This window comes from Streptomyces sp. NPDC002867 (genome assembly GCF_053591895.1).
Genome location: NZ_JBSFUR010000010.1, coordinates 137,448 through 160,545, shown reverse-complemented (window position 1 = coordinate 160,545; position 23,098 = coordinate 137,448). Strand labels below are relative to the sequence as shown.

Here is a 23,098-nt window from a genome sequence, read left to right as displayed (position 1 = left end):
GAGGGGCTGGTCCGATGGCTTTGAGACACGCGGTGCTCGCCGCGCTGCTGGACGGCGAGTACAGCGGATACCAGCTGGCGAAGGCGTTCGACATCGGCGTCGCGAACTTCTGGCACGCCCTGCCTCAGCAGCTCTACGCCGAGCTGGCCAAGCTGGAGAAGGAAGGGCTGGTCACGGGCCGTCAGGTGGTGCAGGAGACCCGCCCCAACAAGCGCCTGTTCCGGGTGACCGACGCCGGTGTCGCGGAGCTGGAGCGCTTTGCCGCGGCCCCGTCGAAGCCCACGTTCATCCGCGACGACCTGCTCGTGAAGGTCCAGGCCGCCGACGCTATCGGCACCGGGCCGGTGATCGAGCAGCTCGAGGAGCGGGCGTGCGCGGCCGAGGCCAAGATCGAGCTGCTCGGCGCGCTGCTGCGGCGACTGCGGGGCGACGCGGACGAGGAGGAGTTCCTGTGCCGGGGCGAACGGATCGGCCCGTACCTCACCTGCCTGCGCGGCCTGGCCTTCGAAGAAGGCCATCGGGACTGGTGCCGGCGCATCGCGCGTGTACTGCGGGAAAGGCAGGCGTCCCGTGTCCAGGGCTGAGTACATGCGCTACGTCGCCCTGGGCGACAGCCAGACCGAGGGACTCGGCGACGGCGACGACTCCACGGGCCTGCGGGGCTTCGCCGACCGGCTCGCCGAGCACCTCACGACCGTCAACCCCTCCCTCCGGTACGCCAATCTGGGCGTACGGGGCCGTCTCGCCGGCCAGGTCCGTGTCGAACAGCTGCGGCCCGCCCTGGCCTTGCGCCCGGACCTGGTCACCGTCGTCGCCGGAGTCAATGACCTGCTCCGGCCCCGGTTCGACGCGGCGGAGGTGGCCGGGCACCTGGAGGAGATGTTCGCCGCGCTCACGGCCGCCGGCGCCCACGTGGCCACGCTCACCTTCCCCGACGTCGCGAAGATCGCGCCGCTGGCCCGGCCGCTCAGGTCCCGTGTCGTCGATCTCAACGCCCGTATCCGCGCCGCGGCCGCCCGGCACCACGTCACGGTGGCCGACACCGACCGGCACGCCGTAGCCACCGACCCGCGGCTGTGGACCGCGGACCGACTGCACGCGAGTCCTCTCGGCCACGAGCGCATCGCCGCGGCCGTGGCCCACGCCCTTCAGCTGCCGGGAAGCAGCGACGCCTGGACCCTCCCGCTGTCGCCCCTCGCGGTCACCACCGGGCGGCAGGCCGTGGCGGCCGAAGTGCGCTGGGCGGCCGGGTTCCTCGGCCCCTGGCTCGGCCGCCGTCTGCGCGGCCGCTCCTCCGGCGACGGCCGCACCGCGAAGCGTCCTCAACTGCTGCCCCTGGGCACCACGTCCGGATAGGCGGGGGGCGGCCGGCCATGCCACGCCGCCAAGGGCGCGGGTTCGCGCGCGAGGCGTACGGCGCCGGGCGGAAGCACGGCGAGCCGCCCGGACCTTGCTCGTCGTCGGCCGGCGCTGGTAGAAAGCGGCATCCGCACCACAGGACAACGGCGTTCGTGAACCTTCAGCCCATGTGCGCCGCGCGCCGCCGGGCCGTGCACAGATCGCGAGAGCCGATGCCCCTCGACGCCCCCGACCGCCCCGCCTTCCTGCTGCTGCACGGATGGCAGCACCACCGCCCGGACGGCCACTGGCTGCGGTGGCTGGACGGGCGGCTGAGCGACGCCGGTCACGACTCGTCGTACCCCCGGCTGCCGGACCCGGACCGGCCGGACCTGCCGGCCTGGCTGGACGCGCTGGACGAGAGGCTCACGGCTCTGCGGGGGCGGGAGGTCGTCGTCTGCCACAGCCTCGGATGCCTGCTGTGGCTGCACGCGGTAGCCCGCCGGCCCGGCCGGGTCCTGGCCGGCCGGGTCCTGCTCGTGGCGCCTCCGGCGCCGGAGACGGCGGCCGGCCATCCGGAGATCGCCGCGTTCGCCCACTCCGGGGTGACGGCCCGCGACGTCGCGGCCGCGGCGCCCGGGGGCACCCGTCTGGTGGCGTCGGACAACGATCCTTACTGCCCCGAGGGCGCTCCGGCCGTCTTCGCGACGCCGTTGGGACTGGACAGCGACCTCCTGCCCGGGGGCGCGCATCTGGACCTCGACGCCGGGTACGGGCCCTGGCCGGCCGTGCTCGACTGGTGCCTGGACCCGGCCGTGCGCGTCGTACCGGCGGCCTCCTCGCCCGGAGCGGGCGACGTCGTCGCCGGATGAGCGCGCGGGCGTCGATCACGAGCTCTTCAGCGCCGTGCTGAAGGCGTCCATGCAGGAGGAGCAGTAGCGTTCGACGGCTGCTTCGAGCTGGGGTGCCGTGGCGGGGGACAACTCCAGGGGGACTCCGCACAGGGGACTGGCAGATGTTCCCTTGCTGATCACATGCCAGATCAGTTCGCCTCGGTCGGCTGTGGCCTCGGCGCGCATCTCGTACATCGGCGTGCCTTTCTCTCGCGGGCCCGACAACCGGCCCGTCCCCATGGGAGCCCGTCTCGGCCGAACGGACCAACGGGGAGGGCCGAACGGGGGAAAAGGAGCGGGAGTGGTTTACCGGGCGGGGGGCATCGGTGGCGCCGGCGCCCCTGGGAGACGTGCGGTTTCGCGGACCGGACGGCCCGGGACCCACCTCCACGGTGTCACGCCCTGCCGGACACCGCCGGGTGCAGCCGTCGCGCACTGCGGGCGCCGGAGGGCTCCGCCTCAGGTCTCCTCCCGCTCCGCCGCCTCGGCGACGCGTTCGATGTGCGCCAGCCGCCGGTCCGTGTTTCGTGTGCCGTCCGTGTCGCCCCGGCCGGAGGCGGACACGGACGGTCGCCCGCCCGCGGCTTCCGCGAGCGGGCCGGTGGCGGCCCAGGCCCTCTCTTTCGGATCTTGCCGGGCTCGCGTGCCCTGGCACCGCACCTCTCCCCCGTAGCCCTTCGGGCACGGGAGGCGCCCCCAGCGTTGTCGTCAGTCGCCGACGTCCCCCAGCTACCGCTGGGAGGTGCCCCCACCGCGTGGACTCTCCCCCAGGCTTCGGCCGGGAGGTGCCCCCGTCCTCCGCCTTGCGATGCGTCCCCCAGGCCCCTGCGGGCCTGGGGAGACCCCATGCACCAGACCCTCCCCCTACGCCCTGCGGGCGTGGGGGGACCCCCACTCACTGATCCGGCCTGATCCAGAAGAGAGGGCCTAGCCTGCGTCCATGGTCCTGGAGGTGTGATGGCCCACGTCGACCCCGTTCGCAAGCCGGTCACCGTGACCCGCGCGCAGGTACTGAACTACCGGGCGGCAGTGCACTGTATCGAGCACCCGGCCGACGACCCGCTGCACGACGGCGTGGTGGTGCCCGGGGTGCAGGACTCCCCGCCCGGCCGCACCGCGGCCCTCGCCCTGCAGGCACGCGGCGAGAGCCCCGATGCCGAACGCCTCGCCCTGGTCCACTCCATGCGCGCCGCTACGCACGTGCACCGGGCCGAGGACCTGGCCGGTCTCGCGGCAGCGCTCCGCCCGGACGACGCCCGCGACCTGGCCAAGGAACATCTCGGTCCCTTCGGGCGCGAGCCGGCCGCCGAGGACATCGGTTTCGGCGCGGCGGTCGGCCAAGTCGCAGAAGCGATGCGGTCGGTGACCGCCGACCGACGGGCACGCACCAAGGGCGAGCTGAGCACCGCACTCAGCGAGGTGGTCGACGTGCGGCTCCGCCCGTGGTGCCAGGGCTGCGGCGTGCACCATGTCCAGGACACCCTGTTCCGGTACGCCACGTTGCAGGCCGGGCTGTGCATCGCGGTGTCCACGGCAGGACCGTTCCTCTACGTACGGCGGCCCACGGGCCGGCGCCGACCGGATCCGCAGGAGAGCCGCCGCCTGCTCGTCCGCCGGTTCCTGCGGTGGTGCGGCCCGGCACGCCCGGCGGACCTCGCGAAGTGGCTGGCGCTCACCCCGGCGGGCGCCCGGCGCCTGTGGGACCCGCTCGGTGACCTGCTCGCCGAGGTCACAGTCGAGGGGCGGCGCGGCTGGGTGCACCACGAGGACCTCGACGCGCTGCTGACCGCGCCCGCCGCCACCGAAGTCCGGCTGCTGCCGCCGTACGATCCGCTGACCGAACTCGCCGACCGCGAGCTCCTGCTGCCGGACCGGCCCCGGCGCGGCGCCGTCTGGCGCGCGACGGCACCCCCCGGCGTGCTGATCGTCCGCGGCGAGATCGCCGGCACCTGGCGCCAACGCGCCACAGCACAGCGGGTGACCGTCACGATCCAGCCGTTCGACACCCTCACCTCCACCGAGCGCCGCGCCGCCCGGCGGCACGCCGAGGTACTGCACGAGAACGCGGGTCGCGCCGTGGAGACACAGTTCGCTCCGTGAACCGGCGTCGGCTGCAGCGGATGCCGGAACCGCTATTGGAGACCGGACACCTCGAAGACGTTCCGCGCCATCTCCCGTTCGAGCCGTTCGGCCAGCTCGCGCATGACGTCCGCGCCGCACAGCAGCAGCCCGTCGGCACGGCTTGTCCGGCCGCCCTCGTCGAGGAGCAGCCACAGCGGCGGGTCGGCGACCAGCACCCGCGGGTCGAGCTCTACCCGGCCCCCGTCCGTGTCCCGCAGCACGATGCGCTGTGCCACGCCGTCCGCCCAGCGGACCGACATCAGCCGGTCCATGCGTACGCGCCTCTCGTGCAGCAGACCGCGCGACACCAGGAAGCGCGAACCCGGGGACGTTTCCCCCGCGGTCACCTTCGGCGGCACGAGCACGACGAACAGCAGGACGGACAGCGCCGTCCACAGCGCGGTACGCGCCGGCGTCAGTCCGGCCGCGACCGCGTCGACGGCGAGCAGCATCGTGAGGAGCACGGCGGCGCAGACGGCCGCGAACCGCACGTGCAGCGCCCAGCCGCCGTGCCGTGGCGCACGGGAGGCGGCGCCTCTCCCGCCTCGCCCCCGAAGCGATCCGCCGATGCGCCTCATGACGGCGACCGTAGACCCCTCGTGGGCCCAGGCGCAGGGCTTGACGCAGAACTGACCTTCTGCAGGAGGCCTCTTGACGGTCTGCCGGCGCCGCAGGGCACGTACGCGACCGGACGACGCAGCCCCCGCGCTGATGGCGGACGTCCTGACCGCCGTACGTGACCTGGGCCGAGCCCGGTCACCGGTAGGGCTCCTGGAGCCGGAGCATCATGCTACGACAGCGTGTCGGTGACCACCGATGCCGCTTCCGCGATCAGCCTGTTGTCGAAGGCGGCGTCCTTCTCGCTGCGGTTCGACATGATCGCCACGACGATGGGGGAGGCGTCGGGCGGCCACACGACGGCGATGTCGTTGCGCGCGCCGTAACCGCTGCCCGTTCCGGTCTTGTCGCCGACCACCCACCCCTTGGGCACCCCGGCCCTGATCAGCTCGTCCCCGGTCGTGTTGGTCCGCAGCCACCTGGTGAGCTGCGCGCGTTCCGCTTGGCCCAGGACGTCTCCGAGGACGAACGCGCGCAGGTTCCCGGCCATCGCCCGCGGCGTACTCGTGTCCCGCGTGTCGCCCGGAGTCCATCGGCTCAGTACGGGCTCGCGGCGCTCCATCCGCGTGACGTCGTCGCCGAGCTCCTCCAGTACGGCGTCGAGGCCTTTCGGCCCGCCGAGCCGGTCGAAGAGCAGGTTGGCCGCAGCGTTGTCGCTGTAGCGGACAGCGGCCTCGCACAGCGCCCGCAGGGTCATTCCGGTCCCGACGTGCTTCTCGGTCACGGGGGAGTGGGTGATCAGGTCGCCCCTGGAGTACGTGATCACCTCGTCCATGCCGCCCGGGGAGTGCCGGCGCAGCACCGCACCGGCGGCCAGCGCCTTGAACGTCGACGCGTAGGGGAAGCGTTGGCCGTCCTTGTAGGCCACCTCGCGCCCGGTGCCGGTGTCGACGGCGTACACGCCGAGCCGCGCGTCGTACCGGCGCTCGAGCTCCTGGAAGGCACCGACGAACGGCTTCGCGGCCGTAGTCGCCCTCGTCGTCTGCGCGGACGGAGACGACGAGGCCGGCGGACCGCCGCCCTGGCCGCACGCGGCCAGCGGGACGAGCGCGAGCACGGCAAGGGCGCCGACGACGGTGCGCCGGACACGGGTGCGCTGCATGGTCCGAACCTCCAAAGAGCCCCGCACGCAGGGCGGATGAGGGGATGGAACGGCACGGCCCCATCCCGCTGCGTGGTCGTGAGCGCCGGGACCACCCTCACCTCCGCGCTGCCATGCGGTCCCATGGGCTGGTGCGCAGTTCCATGCTCATCCGGCACAGAGTTCGGGGGGTGGATCCGGTGGGAGCGTGTCGAGCGAGGAGAGGACAGGGACCGGATCCTCGGTGGTGCCGTCGCTGCCTACCCGTGGGGCCGCGTCACCGGCCGGAGTGGCGGTGCACCACGACCTGAAGCGGTGCGCGGAAGGAGAGCAGGCCGAGCATCGGCGGCTGCGTCCCCGGTTCCACGAGTGCCGCGTCCGGCAGAGCACGGGCTGCCGCCCGCAGAGCGACCGCGGCTTCGGTGCGGGCCAGGGAGGCGCCCAGGCAGCGGTGCCGTCCCGCACCGAACGCCAGGTGGTGCCGGATGTTCTCCCGGTGCGGGCACAGCTGTTCCGGATCGTCGAACATCTCGGGGTCCGACCCGGTGCCCATCAGCATCAGCAGCAGCTGCGCTCCGGCCGGCAGGCGCACACCGGACAGTTCCGTCTCGCGCGCGGTCACCCGGCGCCACGTGGTGACCGGCGGCTCCCGCCGCAGGATCTCCTCCACCCACGCCTCGGCGAAGCCGTCCTCCCCTGCGACGCGTGACCAGACCTGCGGATCGGACACGGCCCGCAGGAGCGCCGTGGAGATCAGTTGCCCGGTGGTGGACTGCCCGGCGATGAACACGAAGAAGCACACGGCCACGGCGGTCGCGGCGTCCAGCGGCGTGCCGTCCGGCTTCCGGTGCCGGCGCAGTCCGCCGATGAGCCCGTCCGTCGCCGCGGCCGAGGACACCTGCGCGGTCAGCCACTGGTGGAACGCACCGACCTGCTCCGCCAGGTGGAGCTGCCGTTCGGCGGGAGGGCGACCGTAGAAGAGTTCCAGTGCGGCGTCGCTCCACGTCGCGAGCGTGGAGGCGGAGACGCCGTCGATGCCGAGGAGCCGCATCATCACGCGGCACGGCAGGAGTCGCGCGTACTCGGCGGCCAGATCGCAGCGGTCGCCGGCGGCGTAGCGGGACCGCGGACCGGACAGCATCTCCGCAGCGGTCTGCTCGACCATCGGCACTGCCGCCGCGACGCGCTCGGCGTTGAAGAAGCGCATGACCAGGCGCCGGAGGTCCGCGTGGTCGGCGCCGCGGTTGTTGGCCAGTGCGGGCGGCAGGGAGAAACCCGCCCTGGCGAGGATGCGCAGTACGCGCACGGGCAGGGGCGTCACGGAGTGCTGGGCGTTGTCCGGCAGATACGTCCCCGGATCCAGCAGCACGCTCCGCACGTCCGCATAGCGGCTGACCAGCCACAGGCCGGTGCCGGGATCGAAGTGGACGGGCGAGGTGCTCCGCAGCACTGCCAGCGTGGGGAACGGGTCGGCCACGAACGGCGGGTCGAAGAGGCCGGGAATGCCGGGAAGGCCGGTCGGCAGGGGTGCCGGACGTGTCTCCGTGCTTGCCACGCGCGTGTTCTCCGTCAAGGCGTACGGACCATCACCCGACGGGGGGACAGTTGACCAAGCTGCCCGCTCGGGGCCGAGGCCACACGATAACCGACCGGATGAGCAGGGCGTCGCGCGCCCCCGCCCGGGCGGGCCCTCGGAGGGGGCGGCGGGGCCGGCCGCTGTGACGGTGCGGGCCTAGAGGAAGCTGGCGTTCTGGGCGAGGGAGAGGCGGCCGGAGTAGTTGATCGTGTTGGTGGGCTGGGCGCATGTAGGCGCGCCACGCGTCGGAGCCGGAGTCGCGCCCGCCGCCGGTCTCCTGCTCGCCACCGAAGACGCCGCCGATCTCCGCACCCGACGTGCCGATGTTGACGTTGGCGATGCCGCAGATCGGAGCCCTCCGAGGACCGGAAGAGTTCGGCTTCCTGCTGGTCACGGGTGAAGATGCTCGACGACAGGCCCTGCGGTACGTCGTTGCGCAGGGCGATGGCCTCCTCGATCGTGTCGTAGGTCAGCACGTAAAGAATGGGGGCGAAGGTCTCTTCCCGGACGACGTCGGTCTGCTCGTCGACGCGGACGATGGCCGGCTCGGCGTAAGCGGCCCGGGGCGCGGCGTCGGCCAGGCGCCGGTTGCCGCCCACGAGGATCTTCCTGCCCTGTGCCTGCACCCGGGCAAGGGCGTCCTGCATGGCGTCGGGCGCCGTGCCGGAGACGAGTGGTCCGACGAGGGTGCCCTCGTCGAACGGGTCGCCGATGGGCAGCTTCTGGTACACCGCGGTCAGCCGCGCGAGCCCGGCTTCGGCGCCGACAGCGCTCTGCTGCGCACCGCGATGCACTGCAAGGGGCGCATCCCCCGGAACTGACCGCACGGCCGTTTCCGCGTCCTCACCGAGGCGGTCGTCGCGCGGTCGGTGCGGTGCGGGAGGGAGCCAGGGCCCAGCGGATGGCCCGGGTGAGGGCGTGGCCGGTGAGACGGACGACGGTCTCCGTGGCGGGGCCCGGGTTCGGCAGGCCCAGGGAGCTGCGGGCCCACGGGGGCAGCGCGGTGACCGCGTTCGCGGCCAGCAGGGCGTAGGGGCCCTTGGCCACGAGCGGCAGGGGCGGATGGAGCAGGATGAACCGTGCCGCCTCGCGGGCTTCCGTGGTGCCGCACAGTTCGGGGCGGTAGGCGTCGATCCGGTCTGCCAGTTCACGCCGGTCGCGCGGTGGATCGAGTACGCCGAGGGCAGATGCCACGCGTGCCATGTCGGCGATGTACGCGTCGCAGCCCGCGCCGTCGAGGGGGTGGGCGCCGAAGCGCTGGTGGGCCCCGAGGAAGCTGTCGACCTCGGCCACGTGGACCCAGCCCAGAAGGTGCGGGTCGGCCGCGTGGTACGGCCGGCCGTCGGCCGTCGTGCCCCGTGTGCGCTCGTGTACCGCGCGGACGCGGTCCACGGCCGCCTGCGCGTCGTCCGCGGTGCCGAACGTGGTCACGGCGAGGAAGGTGCTCGTGCGCTGCAGACGGCCCCACGGGTCGCCGCGGTATCCGGAATGCGCGGCCACGGCCGCCATCGCGAGGGGGTGCAGGGACTGCAGGAGGAGGGCGCGCAGCCCGCCGATGAACATGGACGCGTCACCTTGCACGGTACGGATGGGCCGCTCGGGCCCGAACCACCGTGGTCCCGGTGTGTGGTGGATGCGCTCCCTGTTGGCAGGACCGGCCGGCCCTGCGACGCGGCGGAAGATCCCGGCTCCGACCCGCTTGCGCAGGTCCCCGACGACAGGCGCGGACCCGTTCATGGCCCAAGTATCGACCCGGGCGGGCGGGGGTGTCACCAACGCGTGGCGTGCCGGGCCGCCGGGGCCCGCACCGGGCACCTGCCGGCGCGATTCGGACGCGGGGGCGTCGTCGTGCGCGTAGGCGCGGGGTGAGGGGGAACCCGTCCGTGGTACCGACCGAAAACGCATCCGAGGAACAGGAGGGACATATGGGAACCTGGCCACTCACCTCTCAGGGCCGGGTCAGAGAAGGACCTGGACGGCGGACGTCAGGAGCTGCCGGTGAAGGGAAGTCGGTCGACGTGACCACGAACGAGCGGCAGGGCGAGCAGCGAATCGGTGTCAGGGTGCACGAGGACGTCGCCTTCGTGTTCAAGGGCCTGGCGGCACGCAGAACGGCGCCCGAGTTCTCCTCCGGCGCGGCAGCGGCCTACGAGTGGGCGATGGGACATGCGGAGCGTTCACCCGTCACCGGTGCGGGCGCCGACGGTATTCCCGGCCTGCGGCTGCTGACCGCCGAGGTGGACGCGGCAGTGGTCCAGCTGGACGATCCCACCCTGCAGGCCGGGAAGCGCGACTACGTCCGGGGCGTGCACGACGCACTCGCCTGGGTCTGCGGATACAGCGACCACGTGGCGTGAGCCGGACCGTCCGCCGAGTCCCCGGCCCGCCGCCACGAAGGCCGTCCGCTCAGCGGTCGGAGTAGCTGAAGTCCCCCACTGTCCAGGCGCTCACGTCCTTGATGGCGATGCGGTACATGCCGCCGGTCTCGGGAATCCCCACACTGCCCTGGAGAATTCTCGCGACATGGAAGTGCAGGTACGAGGGGGCTTCACCGTGCCGGTCGCGCCAGCCTCCGGGCCTCGTGAACACGGGGGAGAAGGCGCCCAGTTGGTTCGAGTCCTTCAGCACTTCGGCCACTCGCTCCCGCCAGACGGCCTCCGGAGCCAGCCGTCCGGTGATGACGGCGCCGGGGATCACGACGGTGAGGGACATCTGATTGGAGTGCTCGGACTCCACCATGGCGGCGATGTCGACGAGCAGGTCATCAGGGTTCGACATGAGCGCCGATTCTACGGGGCGGGCGCGGACATGTGCCGCCTTTCCGGAGCCGTTCCTCCACCGGTCTTGCGAACGGCGCCGTCGGAACCGGCGAAGCGGCCGCCCATCCGCATGGCCTTCGCCGGGAATCCCCCGGCGGGTCGCGGGCTGAAGGACGAGTTCCTCGGCGGCGTCGGAGCCACAGCGGTCGCCACAGCGGTGGCGCAGAACCTCGACGACCTCGCCGCGGCCCGTGGAGGCTCCACGCGCTGAACGGGGAGGTCCACCGTGCTTGCTACGCTGCGCACTGCGTCCCGTGGGGGAAGTCCGGTGGGAATCCGGCGCTGACCCGCAACGGTAAGCGCGATCGCCCGTCAGGGTCGGCCGCGCAAGCCCGATCACCCGTGGGACGGCTGGAGTTCCCGACTGCTCGCCGCGGACTGCGAGAGGGATGGCGCACGTCCTCGTCATGAGGGCCACCCCTTGATGCGTACGGACGCGGCCCGAGGCGAAGGACCGCACGCGTGTCCGTCAGCTTGTCCCCGTCCGCGGCCACCGCCGCGCCGGCTCCGCCTGTCCCCAGGCGCATACCGGCTCCGCCGCTCGCCGGCGCACTCGCCGCCCTGCTTCTCCTCTCCCTCGTGTGCGCGGTCGGCCTCGGAGCCTCGGACCTGACGTGGGGCCAGGTGCTGCACCTGCTGCGGGCCGGTCTGACCGGCGGCACCATACGGGCCGACGAACAGTCCGCCTACGCCATCGTGTGGCACATCCGGTTGCCCCGAACCGTCCTGGCGGCGGTCGTGGGCGCAGGCCTGGCCACCGTCGGTGTGGCCGTACAGGCCATGGTCCGCAACGCGCTCGCCGACCCGTTCGTGCTCGGCATCTCCTCCGGGGCGGCAGTCGGGGCCAACGCGGTGATCCTCCTGGGGGCGTTCTCCGTCCTGGGCATGTGGGCGCTGCCGGTCTCCGCCTTCGGCTCGGCGCTGGCGGCCATGGTCCTGGTGTACGCGGCGGCGCGCAGTGCGCACGGCCTGACGCCGCTGCGGCTGGTGCTGACCGGTACGGCGATGAGCTACGGCTTCTCGGCCGTCACCACCCTCATGGTGTTCAGCGCCGACCGTGGCGAAGCCGCCCGGTCGGCGATGATGTGGCTGCTCGGCAGCCTCGGCGGGGCGACTTGGGGCTCGGTGCCGGTCGCGGCCGCCACCGTGCTCGCCGGGACGGTCCATCTCGCCCTGTCGGCGGGGCGGCTCAACGCCCTTGCCATGGGGGACGAGACGGCCGCCGCACTGGGCGTGGACGCCCGGCGGCTGCGCAGGGAACTGTTCGTCGTGACGGCCGCCGTCACGGGGACCGTGGTGGCGGTGAGCGGGGCGATCGGATTCGTCGGCCTGATGGTGCCGCACCTCGTACGGATGGTGGTGGGCGCCGGCCACCGGCAGGTGCTCGCCGTGACGCCCCTCGCGGGAGCGGTGCTGCTGGTGTGGGTGGACGTCGTCTCCCGGACGGTGCTCGCCCCGGCGGAGGTGCCGGTGGGCGTCGTCACGGCCGTCGTGGGCGTGCCCTGCTTCCTGTTGCTGATGCGCCGCCGCGGCTACGCGTTCGGGGGCCGCTGATGCGTGTCGACATCGAGGACCTGTCGGTCGACGTCGCGGGCGCCCGCCTCGTCCGGGACATCACCCTGCACGCCGCTCCCGGCCAGGTCGTCGGCCTCGTCGGGCCGAACGGCAGCGGCAAGTCGACGCTGCTGCGCTGCGTGTACCGGGCGCTGCGTCCCACCGCCGGCACCGTGCGCCTGGACGGCGAGGACCTGCACGCCATGGACGCGCGCGCCGGTGCCCGCCGGCTCGCCGCGCTGCCGCAGGACTCGTCGGCCGAGTTCGATTTCACGGTGGCCCAGGTGGTGGAGATGGGGCGCCTGCCGCACCGGCGCGGCCCGGTCCCGGGCGCTCGCACATCCCCGGACGACGCCCGGATCTGCCGCGACGCGCTCACCAGGGTCGGCGCGGCTCATCTCGCGGAACGGTCCTTCCTGTCCCTGTCCGGCGGTGAGAGGCAGCGCGTCCTGATCGCCCGCGCGCTGGCCCAGCAGCCCCGTGTGCTCGTGCTCGACGAGCCGACCAACCACCTCGACATCGCCCAGCAGTTGGACGTCCTGTCGCTGGTGCGGGCCTGCGGATCCCCCTGGACCGAGTCCGGGGGCGGACCGACCGTACTGACCGCCCTGCACGATCTGAACCTGGCGGCGGGCCACTGCGACGTGCTGTACGTGATCGCGCACGGCCGCATCGTCGCCTCCGGCCCGCCGGACGACGTCCTGGCTCCCGAGCTGCTGGCCGACGTCTTCGGGGTGCGCGCACACCGCGTACGGCATCCGGTGACGGGCGCCGTGCAACTGCTGTTCGACCGCATCGCCCGTCCCGACGACCTGCCCGCTTCCTGAGCCGGGACGAACGTCCTCGGCTTCCCCGTACCCCTGCCGATGAGGAGCACCATGATCCACGCCCTGCGACGCGCGGCCCTCGCCACCGCGCTCACCCTGAGCCTGACGGCGTGCGGCGCGCATGTCGCACCGACGCCCCAGGCGAAGGGCAACGGCCCGGTCACGCTGACCAACTGCGGTCGCCAGGTGACGTACGACAAGGTCCCCGAACGGGTGGTCACCAACGACGTGGGCATCACCGAGATCATGCTCGCCCTCGGCCTGGAGGACCGGATGGCCGGCTTCGTCATGCCGGACGACAAGGGCGACCTGACCGGCGTTCCCTGGAAAACCGGCTACGACAAGGTGACGTGGCTCTCCAAGGACCGGATCACCAAGGAGGTCGTCCTGGACGCCCGTGCCGACCTGGTCTTCGCGGGCTGGAACTACGGCTTCGGCGAGGACAACGGCCTGACACCGGACGCGTTGCGCAAGGTCGGCATCAGCTCGTACGTCCTCACCGAGTCCTGCCGTAACGGCCGCGACAAGGCGCGGGGCATCATGCCGCCGCTGGAGGCGCTCTACACCGATCTCAGCAACCTCGGGAAGCTCTTCGGCGTGGAGGAGCGGGCGCGAAAGCTCATCGCGGACTTCCGCCGGCAGATCGGCGCCACCGGGGCGAAGGCGCCCAAGGGGGCGGACCGGCCGACGGTCTTCCTCTACGACAGCGGCGAGGACAAGCCCTTCACCTCCGGCCGCTTCGCCGCGCCGGACGACATCATCACCAAGGCCGGCGGCGACCACATCATGAAGGACCTGAAGGACTCGTGGACGACGGTGGGTTGGGAAACCGTCGTCCAGCGCGACCCCGACGTCATCGTCGTCAACGACTACGGCGACACCACCGCGGAGCAGAAGAAGAACTTCCTGCTCTCCTACCCGCCGCTCGCCCAGGTGTCGGCGGTCAAGCACCGGCGCATCTTTGTGCTGGACTACGTCGACCTGGTGGAAAGCCCCCGTAATCCGGCGGCCGTCGCGGCACTCGGCGCCTACCTGCGGTCGGTGACGCCTCGCTGAGACCGGACGTGTGCCCCCGGCCGGTCCGGTCCTGCCCCGTCGTCGTCAGGCGGCCGGGTCGAGCCGTACGCAGCACCGGTCCGGGCTGGGGCGAAGCGGGCCGTGGGGGTCTCCTCGCCGAACCCGTGCAGCACGCTGCGCAGCTCTCACTCTTCTTCTTCTTCCTCCTCCTCGCCCTCGTATTCCTCGTCCTCGTATCCCTCCTCGTCCTTGCCTTCCTCGGCTTCCTCCTCGTACCCGTTCTCGTCTTCCTCGTCCTCGTACGCGGCCGCTTCCTCCTCTTCCTCCACGGCCTCCTCGTGGGTCCGGACCACCTCGCCGTCGCGGATTTCTCCGCGCCAGCCCTCGGGCTCCTCGTCGGTGAAGGTGACGTACCGCTGGAAGTTCTTGAAGTCCAGGCGCAGGCGCCGTCCTTGGGCGCGCCAGAGGTTGCCGGTCTTCTCGAAGAACCCGGAGGGGTAGTACTCGACGACGAGGACGATGCGCGTCAGGCTCGGCGCGAGTTCGTGGAACGTCACGCACCCCCGGGTCGTGCCCTTGGCGCCCTCGGAGGTCCACATGATCCGCTCGTCCGGCACCTGCTCCTGGACGGTGGCCTTCCAGCCGCGGGTCGACGGGCCCACCTTGACCTTCCAGTCGCTCGTCGTCTCGTCGCCCTGGGACACACTCCGTACACCCTTGGTGAAGCTGCTGAACTGCTCGTACTGGGTCCAGTGGTCGTACGCGGTGCGGATCGGGACGCCGACGTCCAGCGCTTCGACGATGTTCATCAAGGAGACCCCCGCGAGGGGCGTCGTCGGAGGAGCGGACGCGATGAGTGACCAGGTGCTCTACGCCTACGCCGTGGCGCGGGACGCCGACGGACTGGCGGATGTCGCGGGCGGACTGACCGGTGTCGCCGGCGCATCGGTGCACCTGATGGGCTCCACCCGCGACGACCGGCTCCTGCTCGCCGTCAGCCCCGTACCCGCGGACGACTTCCACGAGGCGGCCCTGAAACGGCACCTGGAGGACCTGGACTGGCTGGAGGCGGTTGCCCGCGCCCACCACGCCGTCATCGACGCACTGGCCGCTCGCACCACGGTCCTGCCCATGCGCCTGGCGACCGTGTACCTCGACGACGACAGCGCGCGCAGGGCCCTGGACGGCGGGGCCGGCGTTTTCGACGAGCGGCTGGAACGGCTGGCCGGGCACCTCGAGTGGGGCGTCAAGATCTATGCCGACCCTGCCGCGGCCCCCTTTGCCCCCGTGCCCGGCGAGGCGGCGGACCTCGGTCCCGGGCGCGCGTATCTGCGTCAGCGCAGGGCGCAGCAGAGCGTCCGGGACGACGTCTACCGGGCCGCCGAGGTGGCGGCCGAACGGGTCGAAGCGGCAGGGCGCCGGTACGCTGCCGGCCGCGCACGCCACCGCGTCCAACAGGGTGCCCTGGCCCCTTCCGTGGACGAGAACGTCCTCAACGACGCCTACCTGGTGCACGCGGACCGTGCGCAGGCGTTCCGTGCCGAGGTGACGCAGGCTGCCGACGGGCTCACGGGCGTGCGTGTCGAGGTGACGGGACCGTGGGCGCCGTACTCGTTCGCCACGCCCGCCGCCGGTTCCGACGACTCCACGGGCGGTGCGGTCCCATGACCGAGCCCCGGGACCTCCCAGAGCCGGAACCTCTGCACGGGCGGCAGGTCGCGCTCATCGACCTGCTCGACCGGCTGCTCAGCGGCGGGGCAGTCATCACCGGTGACGTGGTCCTGTCCGTCGCCGACGTCGATCTCGTACGCGTCTCGCTGCGTGCCCTGATCGTGTCCATCGGCCCCGAGAACCCGTCTCCCTGGGCGATACCCGCCGCTTCGCGGGACAGCCATGACGTCTGAGGACCGGGACCCCGCCAGGAATCGCCTCGACGAGGTGGCGGACGCCGCGGCCCGCGCCTTCCACCTGCTCCCCGCGACACCGCGCGACCTGCCGCCGGCCGGAGAGGAACCACCGGTGCGGACCCCGTCACGCCGGATCACCGCCGACCCCGACACCGTGGAACGAGACCTGGTCAGACTGGTCCTCACCCTGGTCGAGCTGCTGCGTCAGCTCATGGAGCGCCAGGCGCTGCACCGGGTGGACCAAGGGGACCTCAGCGAAGAACAGGAGGAGAGGCTCGGGGCCACCCTCATGATCCTGCACGACCGCATGACAGGTCTGTGCGCCCAGTACGGGCTGACCATGGACGATCTCAACCTGGATCTCGGGCCGCTCGGGCCGCTGCTCCCGCCATCCGACTGACGCCGGTGCGGTCCGCGTGGCGCGGCGTGCGGGTGGTGGCGATCATGTAGTCCTCGTAGCGATCGAGCACGAGGAGCAGACCCAGCAGCAGCAGGGGCAGGAGCAGAGCGACGGCTATCACGGCGGCCTCCCCGGAGGCGAAGAAAGCGTCCTGCCTTCCGGGTAGCCCCGCTGGAGCGGGTCGAGCACGGTGCGCTGTGAGGATCGTGTGATGATGCGCGCACGTTGTGAAGGATGCCCTGCCCGGCTCCGCGAGCTGTGACGCCCTAAGCCACCGGCCGCCCCGTGCGGCGGGCCACCGCGTCCCCGGACTTCTGGCCCGCGACCAGGGCGCGCAGGAAGCCGAGTACGGCATCCACGTCGTGGCCCTCCGCGGCCGAGGCGATGCGTGCGTGCAGGTCCGACTCGACCGCGGCGACGGCCCGGGCCGTCTCGTGGCCGGCCGGAGTGAGCGTGAGCTGGACCTGGCGGCGGTCGCTGCTGCCTTCCTCGCGGCGCACGAGCCCCGCCGTGACGAGCCGGTCGAGCAAGCGGCTCGGGTTGCTTCCGCTCTCGCACACCAGCAGCGCACCGAGACCCGACAGGCTGAGCGGCTGCCGCTCGGCGAGCAGACGCAGGACTTCCGCCTGGGCGGGGGTGACCCCGAGCGGCCGGAGCCCGTGGGCGAGTTGGAGATTGCCCTCGCGCTGTGCGGCCAGGATGAGGAAGCGCAGTTCTTCGGCCGGCTCCATTGGTGCGAGGCTCCCGGTGTCGGTGGACGGGAGCAAAAAGTTACACGGCATTCATCTGCTGATCGTGCCCGGAGGAGCTCGGTCAGGTGATTATATGTCGTATAACTTTGTTACACGACACGGAAGGTGGAGAGATGAACGAGATCCCGTACCGGAGGATCACCGCGACGCGGTTCGGCGGACCCGAGGTGCTCGAACCCGCGGAAGCGACCCTCCCTGCGCCGCCCCGGGGTACGCGCGGCTGAAGGTGGCGTCGAGATCCTGGTGACGGCCGACGAAGAGGTCGGTTCACGCTCCTCTCGTGCGCTCGTCGAAGAACGAGCCCTCGCCTGCGGCACCGTCCTCGTGCTCGAAGGCGCCGCTGACGGCGGCGTCGCCCTGAAGACCGGCCGCAAGGGGTGCGGCACGTTCGAGGTCTCCGTCACGGGCCGGGCGTCGCACGCGGGCCTTGAGCCCACGGCCGGGGTCAACGCCCTGATCGAGGCATCGCACCAGGTACTGGACATCGCGGCGCTCTCCCGACCCGGCATCGGCACGACGGTCACCCCGACCGTCGCGTCCGCGGGAACCCTGGACAACGTCGTTCCCGCACAGGCGACCGTCGTCGTCGACGTCCGGGTCGAGTTGGCCGACGAGAAGGAACGCATCGAATCCGCGTTCGCGGCACTGACTCCCCATCTCGACGGGGCCGAGATCACGGTGCGGGGAGCTGTCGGCCGGCCACCGATGCCCGAGTCGGCGTCGGCCGAGCTCTTCGCGGTGGCGAAGAGGCTGCTTCCCGGCATCGAGGGCACGGCCGTCGGCGGCGGAAGCGACGGAAACTTCACGGCCGCGCTGGGCGTGCCGACTCTCGACGGCCTCGGAGCAGTCGGAGGCGGCGCCCACGCCGACCACGAGTACCTGGTGATCGAGGCCATGGCCGAGCGGGCGAACCTCGTCGCCGGACTGGTGCACGCGCTGCGGAACACAGAGGAGAACGAGAGCCCGCGCGACCTGTGAGCGATCGCACGAGGCCGTGATCCGCGACCTCCGGATCAGCTGGGGTGGCCGCGGCCGGTGAGCAGCTCGCGCAGGTGGTCGACCATGCTGGCGCCAGGCGCGAGGATCTTGTTCGCCGGCGGGCTGTCGGGAGCGGACGGGTGCGGCCGGGTCGGGGCCGCCTTCTTCGCGGAGCGGATCTTCTCGCCGAGTTCGTGGAGCGCGGTGGCGGGGCAGGCGTCGGCCAGCAGGGGAAAGAGGCGGTTCTCCTCGTCCTGGACGTGGGAGGTGACCGACGTCCTGAGGTGGGTGAGGAGCGTGTCGAACCGGTCGTCGACGGGCCGGCAGCTCTCCAGTTCCTTGAGCATGCGCTCGACCTCGGCGTGGTCGGCGAGGTCCTTGTCGGCCAGGTCGTCGCCGCCGTCGACGTACCGGCGCACCGCAGGGTAGAGGTACTCCTCCTCGGCGACCGAGTGCCGCACCAGCTCCAAGGTGAGCCGGTCGGCCAGCTCCCGCCGCTTCGGGTCGGCTGCCGGCAGCCCGTCGATCTTCTCGAACAGCGCATCGACCTCGCGGTGGTCCGCGGTCAGTTCCTCGATGACGTTTCCGCCGTGTCCCATGACGCCTCCCTGTCCTTGTGACGGGCACCGGCCGCACCGGTTCCGGACGAAGCGGTGACGTTGTCCGCGGCGACGCGCGGCGAGCCGAGCCCACACAACCGTTACCCCGCCGCCCACGGTCGGCGGAGAGCCCAATCGGGTCACATTCCGTGCCGGTACAGCGGTGGGCGGGTGACCTCGCCACCTGAAGTCCGGCTGCACGGCGTCCGCCCACGCGTCCGGCCACCGCTCGCGCTGCGGCCGATCGGTGTGGGCGCATCCGGAATCGTCCGGGATAAGAACTTGAAACGCTAACAAGCGACTCGTCGTGTCTGTAGGCTTCTGCCGCTCATCACACTATTGAGGGGGGACCTCACGTGCGCATCCATGCCGTCATCGCCGTAGCCGTCACGGCCGGAACACTCGCCGCTCTGACCGCGAGCCCGGCCCAGGCCGCCGAATACTCCTCCGCGCTCAAGCTCCGCGGCGTCCAGTACGACGCACCGGGCAGAGACTCCAACAGCTGCTCGACCGGCAACACCCGCGAGGAGTACCTGACCATCAAGAACTACTCGTCGTCGGCGACCGTCAACCTCCGGGGCTACTACGTCAAGGACGCCGCCGGCAACCGCTTCACCTTCACCGCCAACCACTACCTGCAGCCCGGTGACTACGTGAAGCTCCGCGGCGGCAACGGCACGGACTCCGACGCCGGCAACGTCGTCTACCGCGACAACTGCAACTTCATATGGAACAACGACCGGGACACGATCTACTTCTACAAGCCGTCGGGCAGCGGCGCCGACGTGCACTCCTACACCAAGAGCGCGAACGACCGCGACGGCAACGGCTACATCACGTTCCACTGACCGTGACGGCTGCCGCGAGCCGTCCGCTCGCGGGCTCCCACTGCGCTGAGCAGGGCTCCCGGACCCGGCAGCCGGGGCCGCGCTGATCGTCGCGGCGGGGAAGCACGGCAAGGTCCGCGTGGCGCCCGATCAGGGCGCCACGCGACTGCGGGCCCCTGCCGGCCCGGGGCTCGCCGCGTCATGTCATCCGTGGCGGCCGAAGATCTCCCGCATGGCAACAGTGCGTCGTCCCGCTCTGCCGCGTCGTCGTACCCCTCGACGGCATCGCGGTGCTCGACGAGTGCCTCGGGTGTGAACTCCCGGCCGAACAGGTAGTCGTCGAGGCAGTAGTCGAACCCCGACTCGCTCATGGGGTCCAGATCCTCCTGCTCGCAGTGGTCCAGGAACCCTCGGGCGGCCCGCCACTGCGCGCCGTCGAACCAGAACACGCCGCCGCAGTGGATCGCTGCCGGCTCCCCGACGGGCGTCGGCGAGCATCCGGTCGATCCGGTCCTGCTCCGCGGTCCGCCCTTGAAAGCGCGAGCTCTTCCACCGCCCCGGCGGGAGACCCGGTCGACGGCTGCGCCCCCACCGACGTCAACAGCGGGTGTGCGTACCCTCGTTGACGTCACTTCGTTTCGGCCGGGAAGCCGATGCGAGGCAGTGCCTGACGGCACGCCGGCCTCATGAGGTTCCACACGACCAACGGACAACGTAAGGGTTCTTGTGCGCAGACTCGTCTATTACATCGCCTCCACCATCGACGGTTTCCTCGCGGGACCGGACGGTGCCGACCCCACCGGACCGGACGGCTTCTGGCCGATCCCCGAGGACTACGTGCAGCACCTCGTCGCCGAGTACCCGGAGACCCTCCCCGGCCCGGCCCGGGCCGCGCTGTCCGTCACGGCGGGCGGCACACATTTCGACACCGTTCTCGAAGGGCGCCGCTCCTACGAGATCGGTCTCCACGCCGGCGTCACCGACGCCTACCCGCACCTGCGGCACCTGGTGTTCTCCCGCACCCTGACGGAGAGCCCGGACCCCGCCGTGGAACTCGTCGCCGGGGATCCGGTCGCGAAGGTGCGGGAGCTGAAGCAGCAGGACGGCAAGGACATCTGGCTGCTCGGCGGTGGTGAACTGGCCGGCGCGCTCTACTCCGAGATCGACGGGCTGATCGTCAAGCTGGGCCCGCTGACCATCGGCACCGGGATACCGCTCTTCTCCCACAAGGCCGGTTTCGATCCGCGCGGTTGGGAACTGACGGGCCACACCGCCCTGAAGAGCGGGGCGGTCTTCCTCACCTACGCCCGGAAGTCCTCGGCGTAAGACCCCTGACGAAGTGGGGGAGACGTCCCTTTGGCCCTGACCGTCGGCATGCTCCGGCGGCTCAGGGCCGTGGTGCTCTCTCGCCGTGCACGGCGGTGTACTCGGCCGCGAGTCAAGGCCCCAGGTCGTCGACGAGCAGGCTCAGGACCATCGGGTCGGCCGAGGGCGTGCGGCCGGTGGCCGAGGCCAGGCGCATCTGCTCGCGGCGCTCCGGGTAGTAACGGCCGAAGAGTTCGGCCGACTCTCCGAGGTCGCTGGTCCAGCCGCCCCAGCGGGGCATGACCAGGGTGAAGCCGCTGCGCACGATCTTGCGGCCGACGATCCGGCTGAGCGCCTTGCGGTCGGCCTCCGTGGCGGCTTCGGCCGCTCGCGCACGCCGGCGGGGGAGCGCGCGTGCGAGGTCACCGTTCGTCTCGCGGGCGAGCACGCTCGTGGGACGGCAGCGGGGAAGCTGTTCGGCGAGGTCGCCGCCCAGCAGCGGGGTGCACAGGCAGGCGATGAAGAAGCCGCCGTCATGGAGCTCTCGTTCGCTGAGCAGCGTGCGCGCGCTGGACAGGAGGATGCCGACGCCGTTGACCTGGGGGAAGGAACGGTCGATCGCGGCCTCGATCGTTCCGGCGCCGACATGGTCTGCGTCGGTGGGCTCGTCGCGGAGGGTGAGAAGCAGGTCGAGGTCGGAGACGCCGGGGACGGCGGTGCCGCGGGGGATGCTGCCGTAGAGGTAGGCGCTGTGCAGCCGGGTGGCGTCGAACATCTCGGTGATCCGAGCGTGGGCGTCATCGACGACGGGGGCGAAAGCGACCGGCACAGGCTCAGCGCTCCTTCCCGTGCGATGGTCCCGTCGCTCTCCAGCCCTCGTCCGCTCATGGGCTCACTGTGCCTCGTGCCGTCGCGTCGCCGCCACGCGGACGGGGCGGTCTGCCGTCCCTAGGACGTCGGCGACGGCGACGGCCGGCTCGCCACGACCGGAATGTTGTACACGTTGTCGGGAGTGACGATGCGGGTGATCACCTCGCCGAAGAGGGTGCTGGGCTCCGTGTTGTCGTGCAGGACGTCCGTGTTGAGGAGCACGACCAGCGTGGCCTGCGACTCAGGGTGGTAGATGGTGAGGGACTCGTAGCCGGGCAGGGAGCCGTTGTGGCCGATCCAGCCCTGGATGTCGAAGATGCCCAGCCCGTAGCCGGCACCCGGGATACTCGTGGGCTCCGTCTTGAGGCGCTGTTCCTGCGTCTCGCGGGACAGCAGGGTGCCAGTGGCGAGCGTACGCGCCCACCTGCGCAGGTCCCGCAGGTCGGAGACCATCGCTCCGGCCGCCCAGGCCCAGGAGGGGTTCCAGTCCACGGTGTCCTCGACCTTTCCCGAGGCCGTCTGATTGGTGTAGCCGTGGGCGTGCGGGCTGGGGAACTCGGCGCCGGTGGGGAAGACGGTGTGGCGCAGCCCGGCCGGCTTCACGACCCGCTGGTCGATGAACTCGTTCAGCGGCATGCCACCGGCCTTCTCCACCACCAGGCCGACCAGGATCAGGTTGGTGTTGCTGTACTCGAACCTCTCACCGGGCTGGAACTGCACCGGGTGTTTGAAGGCGTAGTCCAGCAACTGCTGGGGGGTGAAGGGCTTCTTCGGATCCGACTCCAGTGCTTTGACGAAGTCCTCGTCCATGGAGTAGTTGAACAGACCGCTGCGCATGCCCGCCAGGTTGCGCAGGGTGATCTTGTCTCCGTTGGGAACTCCCTTGATGTACTTGTCGATCGGATCGTCCAGCCCCACCTTGCCCTCGTCGACCAGTTCGAGCAGCGCGGTCACCGTGAAGGTCTTGGTCTCGCTGCCGATGCGCATGTACAGATTCGGCTCCATGGGGGCGCCGGTGGCCTTGTCGGCGACGCCGAAGGTCCGGACGTAGCTCCCCTTGCCGGGCGCCGACAGACTGACCATCACGCCGGGCACGTTCGCCTCGCGCATGAGCTGCCGGACAGCGGTGTCCAGACGCGCGGCGACGGCCGGGCTGAGCTCGGGGAAGTCGTTGTCGCCGGAGATCGACGCGGAGACGGACGGCCCCAGCGCCGGTGCGACGCCGTACGCGCTTCCTGTGGACAGCGGCACCGTCAGCATCGCGGCCGCGGCCACGATCACGCATGCCCTGCGCCAGCGCATCTGCGAATACCTCACGGGCAGACCTCCTGCCAGGCGAGGACGTCCGGACGAGGACGTCCTGATCGAGGACATCACTCCTCCTCCACGCTAGGCCCGCCGGGTCGGCCCCGCATGGTGGCACCCGGGTTGCGGGCCTCGCCAAACCGTGCACGCGGTACGTGCCTTGCGGACTGTCCGCCGCTTCCGGCCGTTGCCGCGCAAGGCGCTTTCGCAGCCCGTGCCCGGCCGGTGGGCCGGGCGCGCGAGCACAAGTAGCCGGACCCCGCCGGCCGGGTGACCATGGACGGGGCGCAGCCGTGACGTCAGGCGGTGCA

At 71.6% G+C, this 23,098-nt stretch carries 25 protein-coding genes, 3 pseudogenes and 1 riboswitch; of the genes and pseudogenes, 15 read left to right on the top strand and 13 right to left on the bottom strand.

The window, feature by feature from the left end:
- Positions 1 to 14: 14 nt before the first annotated feature.
- The 3 genes from ACWD0A_RS13115 to ACWD0A_RS13105 all read left to right on the top strand — a co-directional run bounded on the left by ACWD0A_RS13115 (position 15) and on the right by ACWD0A_RS13105 (position 2,210).
- On the top strand, positions 15 to 584 hold the full coding sequence (locus ACWD0A_RS13115) for a PadR family transcriptional regulator (RefSeq protein WP_451297466.1): 570 nt from the start codon (positions 15 to 17) through the stop codon (positions 582 to 584).
- Positions 585 to 588: 4 nt separating this feature from the next.
- Positions 589 to 1,356, top strand: coding sequence for an SGNH/GDSL hydrolase family protein (locus tag ACWD0A_RS13110; protein WP_451297563.1), 768 nt, complete (start codon positions 589 to 591; stop codon positions 1,354 to 1,356).
- A gap of 215 nt (positions 1,357 to 1,571) precedes the next feature.
- Positions 1,572 to 2,210, top strand: a complete 639-nt coding sequence (locus tag ACWD0A_RS13105; protein ID WP_451297464.1) for an RBBP9/YdeN family alpha/beta hydrolase — start codon at positions 1,572 to 1,574, stop codon at positions 2,208 to 2,210.
- Between the two features lie 15 nt (positions 2,211 to 2,225).
- On the opposite strand, the gene ACWD0A_RS13100 is transcribed toward ACWD0A_RS13105, so the two are convergent.
- Positions 2,226 to 2,426: a hypothetical protein gene (locus ACWD0A_RS13100; protein ID WP_177149747.1), complete on the bottom strand. Its 201-nt coding sequence runs from the start codon at positions 2,424 to 2,426 to the stop codon at positions 2,226 to 2,228.
- Between the two features lie 762 nt (positions 2,427 to 3,188).
- Here ACWD0A_RS13100 and ACWD0A_RS13095 point away from each other — a divergent pair.
- On the top strand, positions 3,189 to 4,331 hold the full coding sequence (locus ACWD0A_RS13095) for a winged helix DNA-binding domain-containing protein (RefSeq protein ID WP_451297462.1): 1,143 nt from the start codon (positions 3,189 to 3,191) through the stop codon (positions 4,329 to 4,331).
- Between the two features lie 32 nt (positions 4,332 to 4,363).
- Here the strand turns inward: ACWD0A_RS13095 and ACWD0A_RS13090 are convergent, their stop codons facing one another.
- The 5 genes and pseudogenes from ACWD0A_RS13090 to ACWD0A_RS13070 all read right to left on the bottom strand — a co-directional run bounded on the left by ACWD0A_RS13090 (position 4,364) and on the right by ACWD0A_RS13070 (position 9,364).
- Entirely contained in the window at positions 4,364 to 4,930 is a 567-nt protein-coding gene (locus ACWD0A_RS13090) for a hypothetical protein (protein WP_451297460.1), read from the bottom strand.
- Positions 4,931 to 5,142: 212 nt separating this feature from the next.
- The gene (gene bla / locus ACWD0A_RS13085) at positions 5,143 to 6,072 is read right to left on the bottom strand and encodes a class A beta-lactamase (protein WP_451297458.1); all 930 of its coding nucleotides are present in this window, start codon (positions 6,070 to 6,072) and stop codon (positions 5,143 to 5,145) included.
- Positions 6,073 to 6,328: 256 nt separating this feature from the next.
- A complete protein-coding gene (locus ACWD0A_RS13080; RefSeq protein ID WP_451297456.1) occupies positions 6,329 to 7,606 on the bottom strand; it encodes a cytochrome P450 in 1,278 nt (425 codons plus the stop codon).
- 177 nt (positions 7,607 to 7,783) lie between these two features.
- Positions 7,784 to 8,379: pseudogene (locus ACWD0A_RS13075) on the bottom strand (aldehyde dehydrogenase family protein); the annotation flags it as partial.
- A 91-nt stretch (positions 8,380 to 8,470) separates the two neighbouring features.
- Positions 8,471 to 9,364 (bottom strand): oxygenase MpaB family protein, encoded by an 894-nt coding sequence (locus tag ACWD0A_RS13070; protein ID WP_451297454.1) that lies wholly within the window; start codon positions 9,362 to 9,364, stop codon positions 8,471 to 8,473.
- 281 nt (positions 9,365 to 9,645) lie between these two features.
- On the opposite strand from ACWD0A_RS13070, the gene ACWD0A_RS13065 reads away from it, so the two are divergent.
- The gene (locus tag ACWD0A_RS13065; protein WP_451297452.1) at positions 9,646 to 9,984 is read left to right on the top strand and encodes a hypothetical protein; all 339 of its coding nucleotides are present in this window, start codon (positions 9,646 to 9,648) and stop codon (positions 9,982 to 9,984) included.
- Between the two features lie 49 nt (positions 9,985 to 10,033).
- Here ACWD0A_RS13065 and ACWD0A_RS13060 read toward each other — a convergent pair whose 3' ends face one another.
- A complete protein-coding gene (locus tag ACWD0A_RS13060) occupies positions 10,034 to 10,405 on the bottom strand; it encodes a hypothetical protein (protein ID WP_451297450.1) in 372 nt (123 codons plus the stop codon).
- Between the two features lie 111 nt (positions 10,406 to 10,516).
- On the opposite strand from ACWD0A_RS13060, the gene ACWD0A_RS13055 reads away from it, so the two are divergent.
- From ACWD0A_RS13055 to ACWD0A_RS13040, 4 genes are all read left to right on the top strand, one after another.
- On the top strand, positions 10,517 to 10,657 hold the full coding sequence (locus tag ACWD0A_RS13055) for a hypothetical protein (protein WP_451297448.1): 141 nt from the start codon (positions 10,517 to 10,519) through the stop codon (positions 10,655 to 10,657).
- Positions 10,658 to 10,681: 24 nt separating this feature from the next.
- Positions 10,682 to 10,808, top strand: a riboswitch (cobalamin riboswitch).
- 100 nt (positions 10,809 to 10,908) lie between these two features.
- The gene (locus ACWD0A_RS13050) at positions 10,909 to 12,000 is read left to right on the top strand and encodes a FecCD family ABC transporter permease (RefSeq protein ID WP_451297446.1); all 1,092 of its coding nucleotides are present in this window, start codon (positions 10,909 to 10,911) and stop codon (positions 11,998 to 12,000) included.
- The gene (locus ACWD0A_RS13045; RefSeq protein ID WP_451297444.1) at positions 12,000 to 12,827 is read left to right on the top strand and encodes an ABC transporter ATP-binding protein; all 828 of its coding nucleotides are present in this window, start codon (positions 12,000 to 12,002) and stop codon (positions 12,825 to 12,827) included. The genes ACWD0A_RS13050 and ACWD0A_RS13045 overlap by 1 nt, the downstream gene beginning before the upstream one ends.
- A gap of 51 nt (positions 12,828 to 12,878) precedes the next feature.
- Entirely contained in the window at positions 12,879 to 13,883 is a 1,005-nt protein-coding gene (locus ACWD0A_RS13040; RefSeq protein WP_451297442.1) for an ABC transporter substrate-binding protein, read from the top strand.
- 146 nt (positions 13,884 to 14,029) lie between these two features.
- Here ACWD0A_RS13040 and ACWD0A_RS13035 read toward each other — a convergent pair.
- Positions 14,030 to 14,656, bottom strand: a pseudogene (locus ACWD0A_RS13035) (SRPBCC family protein); the annotation flags it as partial.
- A gap of 40 nt (positions 14,657 to 14,696) precedes the next feature.
- Between ACWD0A_RS13035 and ACWD0A_RS13030 the strand changes: the two are divergent.
- Genes ACWD0A_RS13030 through ACWD0A_RS13020 form a run of 3 tightly spaced genes read left to right on the top strand, consistent with a single transcriptional unit; the run spans position 14,697 to position 16,151 of the window.
- Positions 14,697 to 15,512 carry a GvpL/GvpF family gas vesicle protein gene (locus ACWD0A_RS13030; protein WP_451297440.1) on the top strand — a complete coding sequence of 272 codons (816 nt, stop codon included), beginning with the start codon at positions 14,697 to 14,699 and terminating at the stop codon, positions 15,510 to 15,512.
- Positions 15,509 to 15,748, top strand: a complete 240-nt coding sequence (locus ACWD0A_RS13025) for a gas vesicle protein (protein WP_451297438.1) — start codon at positions 15,509 to 15,511, stop codon at positions 15,746 to 15,748. The genes ACWD0A_RS13030 and ACWD0A_RS13025 overlap by 4 nt, the downstream gene beginning before the upstream one ends.
- Complete coding sequence (locus tag ACWD0A_RS13020; protein WP_451297436.1) at positions 15,738 to 16,151, top strand: gas vesicle protein K; 414 nt, start codon at positions 15,738 to 15,740, stop codon at positions 16,149 to 16,151. Before ACWD0A_RS13025 ends, ACWD0A_RS13020 begins: the two co-directional genes overlap by 11 nt.
- On the opposite strand, the gene ACWD0A_RS13015 is transcribed toward ACWD0A_RS13020, so the two are convergent.
- Both ACWD0A_RS13015 and ACWD0A_RS13010 read right to left on the bottom strand, forming a co-directional pair.
- The gene (locus ACWD0A_RS13015; RefSeq protein WP_451297434.1) at positions 16,102 to 16,272 is read right to left on the bottom strand and encodes a hypothetical protein; all 171 of its coding nucleotides are present in this window, start codon (positions 16,270 to 16,272) and stop codon (positions 16,102 to 16,104) included. The two genes, ACWD0A_RS13020 and ACWD0A_RS13015, sit on opposite strands and share 50 nt — an antisense overlap.
- Before the next feature lie 145 nt (positions 16,273 to 16,417).
- Positions 16,418 to 16,882, bottom strand: a complete 465-nt coding sequence (locus tag ACWD0A_RS13010; protein WP_451297432.1) for a MarR family winged helix-turn-helix transcriptional regulator — start codon at positions 16,880 to 16,882, stop codon at positions 16,418 to 16,420.
- A gap of 249 nt (positions 16,883 to 17,131) precedes the next feature.
- Here ACWD0A_RS13010 and ACWD0A_RS13005 point away from each other — a divergent pair.
- Positions 17,132 to 17,881: pseudogene (locus ACWD0A_RS13005) on the top strand (M20/M25/M40 family metallo-hydrolase); the annotation flags it as partial.
- A 35-nt stretch (positions 17,882 to 17,916) separates the two neighbouring features.
- Here the strand turns inward: ACWD0A_RS13005 and ACWD0A_RS13000 are convergent.
- Positions 17,917 to 18,480, bottom strand: coding sequence for a hemerythrin domain-containing protein (locus tag ACWD0A_RS13000; protein ID WP_451297430.1), 564 nt, complete (start codon positions 18,478 to 18,480; stop codon positions 17,917 to 17,919).
- 356 nt (positions 18,481 to 18,836) lie between these two features.
- Here ACWD0A_RS13000 and ACWD0A_RS12995 point away from each other — a divergent pair, with 356 nt between their 5' ends.
- The gene (locus ACWD0A_RS12995; RefSeq protein ID WP_451297428.1) at positions 18,837 to 19,328 is read left to right on the top strand and encodes a lamin tail domain-containing protein; all 492 of its coding nucleotides are present in this window, start codon (positions 18,837 to 18,839) and stop codon (positions 19,326 to 19,328) included.
- A 705-nt stretch (positions 19,329 to 20,033) separates the two neighbouring features.
- On the top strand, positions 20,034 to 20,633 hold the full coding sequence (locus ACWD0A_RS12990) for a dihydrofolate reductase family protein (protein WP_451297426.1): 600 nt from the start codon (positions 20,034 to 20,036) through the stop codon (positions 20,631 to 20,633).
- Positions 20,634 to 20,745: 112 nt separating this feature from the next.
- Here the strand turns inward: ACWD0A_RS12990 and ACWD0A_RS12985 are convergent, their stop codons facing one another.
- On the bottom strand, positions 20,746 to 21,441 hold the full coding sequence (locus tag ACWD0A_RS12985; protein ID WP_451297424.1) for a nucleotidyltransferase domain-containing protein: 696 nt from the start codon (positions 21,439 to 21,441) through the stop codon (positions 20,746 to 20,748).
- A 119-nt stretch (positions 21,442 to 21,560) separates the two neighbouring features.
- Positions 21,561 to 22,784, bottom strand: a complete 1,224-nt coding sequence (locus tag ACWD0A_RS12980; protein WP_451297561.1) for a serine hydrolase domain-containing protein — start codon at positions 22,782 to 22,784, stop codon at positions 21,561 to 21,563.
- Positions 22,785 to 23,098 lie beyond the last annotated feature (314 nt).

Excerpts from the sequence above, each read along its gene's own strand:
- ACWD0A_RS13095 (WP_451297462.1), top strand. The coding sequence starts at position 3,189 with ATGGCCCACGTCGACCCCGTTCGCAAGCCGGTCACCGTGACCCGCGCG.
- ACWD0A_RS13025 (WP_451297438.1), top strand. The coding sequence starts at position 15,509 with ATGACCGAGCCCCGGGACCTCCCAGAGCCGGAACCTCTGCACGGGCGG.
- ACWD0A_RS13090 (WP_451297460.1), bottom strand. The coding sequence starts at position 4,930 with ATGAGGCGCATCGGCGGATCGCTTCGGGGGCGAGGCGGGAGAGGCGCC.
- bla (WP_451297458.1), bottom strand. The coding sequence starts at position 6,072 with ATGCAGCGCACCCGTGTCCGGCGCACCGTCGTCGGCGCCCTTGCCGTG.
- ACWD0A_RS13045 (WP_451297444.1), top strand. The coding sequence starts at position 12,000 with ATGCGTGTCGACATCGAGGACCTGTCGGTCGACGTCGCGGGCGCCCGC.
- ACWD0A_RS13105 (WP_451297464.1), top strand. The coding sequence starts at position 1,572 with ATGCCCCTCGACGCCCCCGACCGCCCCGCCTTCCTGCTGCTGCACGGA.
- ACWD0A_RS13110 (WP_451297563.1), top strand. The coding sequence starts at position 589 with ATGCGCTACGTCGCCCTGGGCGACAGCCAGACCGAGGGACTCGGCGAC.
- ACWD0A_RS13115 (WP_451297466.1), top strand. The coding sequence starts at position 15 with ATGGCTTTGAGACACGCGGTGCTCGCCGCGCTGCTGGACGGCGAGTAC.
- ACWD0A_RS13030 (WP_451297440.1), top strand. The coding sequence starts at position 14,697 with ATGAGTGACCAGGTGCTCTACGCCTACGCCGTGGCGCGGGACGCCGAC.
- ACWD0A_RS13055 (WP_451297448.1), top strand. The coding sequence starts at position 10,517 with ATGGCCTTCGCCGGGAATCCCCCGGCGGGTCGCGGGCTGAAGGACGAG.
- ACWD0A_RS13000 (WP_451297430.1), bottom strand. The coding sequence starts at position 18,480 with ATGGGACACGGCGGAAACGTCATCGAGGAACTGACCGCGGACCACCGC.
- ACWD0A_RS12980 (WP_451297561.1), bottom strand. The coding sequence starts at position 22,784 with ATGCGCTGGCGCAGGGCATGCGTGATCGTGGCCGCGGCCGCGATGCTG.
- ACWD0A_RS13060 (WP_451297450.1), bottom strand. The coding sequence starts at position 10,405 with ATGTCGAACCCTGATGACCTGCTCGTCGACATCGCCGCCATGGTGGAG.
- ACWD0A_RS13010 (WP_451297432.1), bottom strand. The coding sequence starts at position 16,882 with ATGGAGCCGGCCGAAGAACTGCGCTTCCTCATCCTGGCCGCACAGCGC.
- ACWD0A_RS13100 (WP_177149747.1), bottom strand. The coding sequence starts at position 2,426 with ATGTACGAGATGCGCGCCGAGGCCACAGCCGACCGAGGCGAACTGATC.
- ACWD0A_RS13040 (WP_451297442.1), top strand. The coding sequence starts at position 12,879 with ATGATCCACGCCCTGCGACGCGCGGCCCTCGCCACCGCGCTCACCCTG.
- ACWD0A_RS13070 (WP_451297454.1), bottom strand. The coding sequence starts at position 9,364 with ATGAACGGGTCCGCGCCTGTCGTCGGGGACCTGCGCAAGCGGGTCGGA.
- ACWD0A_RS13020 (WP_451297436.1), top strand. The coding sequence starts at position 15,738 with ATGACGTCTGAGGACCGGGACCCCGCCAGGAATCGCCTCGACGAGGTG.